The organism is Alloalcanivorax sp. (genome assembly GCF_964221125.1).
Lineage (GTDB): Bacteria > Pseudomonadota > Gammaproteobacteria > Pseudomonadales > Alcanivoracaceae > Alloalcanivorax > Alloalcanivorax venustensis.
The window spans coordinates 1-4,233 of the sequence record NZ_CAXPXK010000113.1 but is presented as its reverse complement, the minus strand read 5'-3'; the positions used below and the strand labels follow the sequence as shown (position 1 = coordinate 4,233).

The following is a 4,233-nucleotide window of genomic DNA, read 5'->3' as shown; positions in this document are numbered from 1 at the left end:
CCGTCCTTCTCGCGCAGGCGCTCCCAGGATTCGGGCACCGCCGGCGCCGCGTCGTGACGGCGCGATTCTACATAAATCCGCGCATCGGGTTTCAGCAGCCCGAGCGCCTCCAGCGCCTCGCAGGCCGGCGCCGCCAGACCCAGATCATAGGGTGGATCGATAAACACCAGATCGAAGCGCTCCTCGCAGCGCGCCAGCCACTTGAGCGCCTCGGCGCAATGAACGCGCACCCGCTCGCCGAACAGCGGCGTCAGCTGCCGGCTGAGGTCCGCGCAGCGGTCGCGCTTTTTCTCCACCAGCAGGGCCTGGCCGGCGCCACGGCTCAGCGCCTCGGCGCCCAGCGCGCCGGACCCGGCGAACAGGTCCAGCACCCGGGCGCCGGGCAGTTCCGCCTGCAGCCAGTTGAACAGGGTTTCGCGCATGCGATCCGACGACGGGCGCAGGTCACCGCGCTGGTCGACGAAATGCAGCCGGTGGCCGCGCCGTTCGCCGCCGATGATACGCACCTGCCCCTTGCTGGTTTTGCCTCTTGCCTTCATTGCCGGTCCGTTTGCGGCGCGCGGGGGCCGATGCTGACGATGGCCAGCCGGTCGGCGTCCAGCGCCCGCTGGAACGCCGCGCGGATCTCTTCCACGGTCACCGCCTCCACGCGCTGGTTAAAGCGCTGCAGGTAGTCCAGCGGCAAATCATAGAAGCCGATGGCGCCGAGCTGGCCGATGATATCGCTGTTGTCGGCGGTTTCCAGTGCCCGGCTGCCGAGAATGTTGGCCTTGGCGGCCTCCAGCTGCGCTTCGGTGGGGCCGTTTTCGATGAAGTCCCGCACGATGCCCATGGACAAAGCCAGCGCCTGGTCGGCGTTGTCGTTGGCGGTCTGCAATTGCAGGATGAAGGGGCCGCCGGCGGCCATCGGCTTGAAGAAGCTGGACACCCCGTAAACGTAGCCTTTCTCTTCCCGCACTTTCTGCGTCAGCAAGGACGCGAAGCCCCCGCCGCCGAGGATGTAATTGCCCACGTACAGCGGCACATGGTCGGGGTTGCCGCGCCAGGTGGCCTGGTTGCCGATCAGGATGTGGGTCTGGTTGGACGGGAAATCCACGTGTTCGGTGACACGCTCCTTGAGACGCTCGGCCCGGGCCAGCTCCGGGGCCGCGTCGCCGCGCGGCAGGGCCTCGCTGAGCTGTTCGGCGATCGCTTCCGCCTGCTCGCGGCTGACGTCACCGACCAGGGCGATGACGGCGTTGCCGGCGGCGTAATAGCGCTGATGGAACGCCACCAGATCGTCGCGCTCGATGCCGGGCAGGCGTTCCAGCGTGCCGGACTGCGGAGGGCCGTAAGGATGTTCGCCGAACAGGGTGCGCTGGAACGCCTTGTTGACCTGCGGCCCGGGCACCTGCTTCTCCATCTTCAGGCCCTGCAGGGCACTGGTGCGGATCCGCTCCAGGGCGTCCTGGGGAAAGGTGGGGGTGCCGATCACCCGCGCCAACAGGTCCACGGCGTCGTCACGCCAGCGCGGCCGCGACAGGGTGCGCAGGCTGATCACGCCCATGTCCTGGTAGCTGCCGGTGGAGAAGCGGGCGCCGCGATCCTCGAAACCACGGGCGATGTCGTCCACGCTCAGCCCTTCGGCGCCCTCGCCCAGCAGGGCGCTGGTGAGCGCGGCCACGCCGGGCTGGTCGCCGTCGCGGGCGCTGCCGGCGTCCATCACCAGGCGCACGTCGAGCATCGGCAGCGCCGGCGAGGGCACGAACATGACCTTGGCGCCCTGCTCGGTACGCCAGGACTGAATCTCCAGTTCCGGCGCCGCCGGCGTCGCCTGGCCGACCTGCTCGGCGGTGGTCGGGAAGCCGGCGCAGCCGGCCAGCAGCAGCGCCGCCACCCATACCGCCACTGGAGCGGACAAGCCTTTTATCGTCTGCATCATTCTTCGCCCTCCGGAATCACATGGGCCACGGCGCTGCGTTCCGCCACCAGCCACTTCCGTGCCGCTTGCTGAACCTGCTCGGGGGTCACCGCTTCCAGGTTGTCATCGAATTGCCCGGCCAGCCGCCAGTCCAGGCCCAGCACCGACAGGGTACCCAGCTCCATGGCCTGGCCCATCACCGAGTCGCGCTGGTAGATCTGCTCCGCCAGCACGCCGGCGCGCACCCGGTCCATTTCCGCCTCGCTGGGCGGCTGCTCGGCGATCTTTTCGATCTCCGCTTTGATCGCCGCCTCCAACTCGTCGAGGCTCACCGCCGGGTTGGGCGTGGCGGTGATGGTAAAGGTGCCGTTGCCGCGCTGCAGGCCGTCGTAGCCGGCCCCCAGGCCGGCGGCCAGGCGCTGGCCGCGCACCAGGTTGCTCTCCATGCGGGCGCTGGTGCCGCCGTCGAGCACCCCGCCCAACATGGTCAGGGCATAGAAGTCGTCCTGATGGTCGGCGGTGGTCAGCGACGGCACGTTATAACTCATATAGAGCGCCGGCACCCGCACCGGCAGCCGCAGGGTCATGCGCCGCTCGCCGGGGGGCGGGTTGAGCGTGGTCTCCGGGCGCGGCGGCGTTTCGCCGCGGGGCAGATCGGCGAAGAACTTTTCCACCAGCGGGCGTACCTGCTCCGGGGTCACGTCACCGGCGATCACCAGGGTGGCGTTGCCGGGCACGTAGAAGCGGTCATACCAGTCGCGGGCCTGCCGAGGCTGCAGCTGGGCCAGCTGGTCGCGCCAGCCGATGATCGGGTGGGCGTAGCCGGTGCCGGGCCGCGCCACCGCCTGGAATTTCTCCCAGGCCAGCGCCGTGGGCTTGTCGTCGGTGCGCTGGCGGCGCTCTTCCATCACCACCTGCAGCTCGCGGCGGAAGGATTCGTCGTCGATCTTCAGGTTTTTCAGGCGCTCCGCCTCCAGTTCCAGGGCCAGCGGCAGCCGCGACGCCTCGTACTGCTGGAAATAGGCGGTGAAGTCGTAGCTGGTGAAGGCGTTGTCGCTGCCGCCGAAGCGGGCCACGGTGCGCGAAAACTCGCCGGCGTCGAGCCGCTTGCTGCCCTTGAACATCATGTGCTCGAGCACATGGGCCAGGCCGGTTTCATAGGGCGCTTCGTCGATGCTGCCCGCCTTGAACCAGACCATGACGGTGATCACCGGCGCCCGGTGATCCTCGCGTACCAGCACGTCGAGGCCGTTATCGAGCTGGAACTCGTGGGTCGGCAGTTCGGCGCGGGCGGTGAGCGTGATCAGGCTCAACCCCAGGGCGATCAACAGTGGTTTCATCCGCAATCCTCTACGCTGTTTATGGCGGGCAGCAATGACAATGGTAGGATAGCCGCGCGCCCGTGATGAGCGGGCAAGGCATTTCCGGGCTCCCACCCTACCCCATCAGGCGGGCGGGTGGCTCCCAACCCGATGGATACGACTGACCATGAACGACGAAGTTTCACGCGACGACGATCGCGACCCGGCCGAGGACAGCGCCCGCACGCCCCGTGACGACGAACCGCGCGGCGGCGCCAGGAAGGCCGGCCTGTTCTCGCGCATGTTCGGCAAGCAGCCGCAACCGTCCGAGCCCGAGCCGGACAGCGCCGAGCCGGCGGAAGCCCCGGCACAGCCCGAGCGCCCGGCCAGCGAGCCGGTAGCCGCGCCCGAGGAGGCGCCCGCCGAATCCGACGGCGGTTTCTGGGCGCGCATGAAGCAGGGCATGAGCAAGACCAGCAAGAACCTGGGCAAGGGCCTGGCGGACCTGCTGGTGGGCGCCAAGGAGATCGACGACGAGATCTTCGAGGAAATCGAGACTCAGCTGCTGGTGGCGGACGTGGGCGTGGAAGCCACCGACACCATCATCGGCAACCTCACCGACCGGGTCGGCCGCCAGGAGCTGGTGCACGCGGACGCGCTCTACGAAGCGCTGCAGGAAGAGCTGCGCAACCTGCTGGTGCCGGTGGACCGGCCGCTGGAAATCGACACCTCCAAAAAGCCCTCTGTGATTCTGATGGTGGGCGTGAACGGGGTCGGCAAGACCACCACCATCGGCAAGCTGGCCTGCCGCTTCAAGGCCGAAGGCAAGAACGTGATGCTGGCCGCCGGCGACACCTTCCGGGCCGCCGCCGTAGAGCAACTGCAGGTGTGGGGCGAGCGCAACAGCATTCCGGTGGTCGCCCAGCACACCGGCTCGGATTCCGCCAGCGTGGTCTACGACGCGGTGCAGGCGGCCCAGTCCCGGGGCGCCGACGTGCTGATCGCGGACACCGCCGGCCGCCTGCACACCCG

At 68.7% G+C, this 4,233-nt stretch carries 4 protein-coding genes; 1 reads left to right on the top strand and 3 read right to left on the bottom strand.

Translation table 11 applies throughout. From position 1 onward, the window contains the following. The 3 genes from rsmD to ACEQZD_RS13640 all read right to left on the bottom strand — a co-directional run. On the bottom strand, positions 1-539 hold a 539-nt coding region (rsmD, locus tag ACEQZD_RS13650), incomplete at its 3' end, for a 16S rRNA (guanine(966)-N(2))-methyltransferase RsmD (RefSeq protein ID WP_370186141.1). Beyond that, positions 536-1,921, bottom strand: a complete 1,386-nt coding sequence (locus tag ACEQZD_RS13645; protein ID WP_370186139.1) for a M16 family metallopeptidase — start codon at positions 1,919-1,921, stop codon at positions 536-538. The genes rsmD and ACEQZD_RS13645, both read right to left, overlap by 4 nt. After that, complete coding sequence (locus ACEQZD_RS13640) at positions 1,918-3,240, bottom strand: M16 family metallopeptidase (RefSeq protein WP_370186137.1); 1,323 nt, start codon at positions 3,238-3,240, stop codon at positions 1,918-1,920. The genes ACEQZD_RS13645 and ACEQZD_RS13640 overlap by 4 nt, the downstream gene beginning before the upstream one ends. Positions 3,241-3,388: 148 nt before the next feature. On the opposite strand from ACEQZD_RS13640, the gene ACEQZD_RS13635 reads away from it, so the two are divergent. Further along, on the top strand, positions 3,389-4,233 hold an 845-nt coding region (locus tag ACEQZD_RS13635), incomplete at its 3' end, for a signal recognition particle receptor subunit alpha (RefSeq protein ID WP_370186136.1).

Excerpts from the sequence above, each read along its gene's own strand:
- ACEQZD_RS13645 (WP_370186139.1), bottom strand. The coding sequence starts at position 1,921 with ATGATGCAGACGATAAAAGGCTTGTCCGCTCCAGTGGCGGTATGGGTG.
- ACEQZD_RS13640 (WP_370186137.1), bottom strand. The coding sequence starts at position 3,240 with ATGAAACCACTGTTGATCGCCCTGGGGTTGAGCCTGATCACGCTCACC.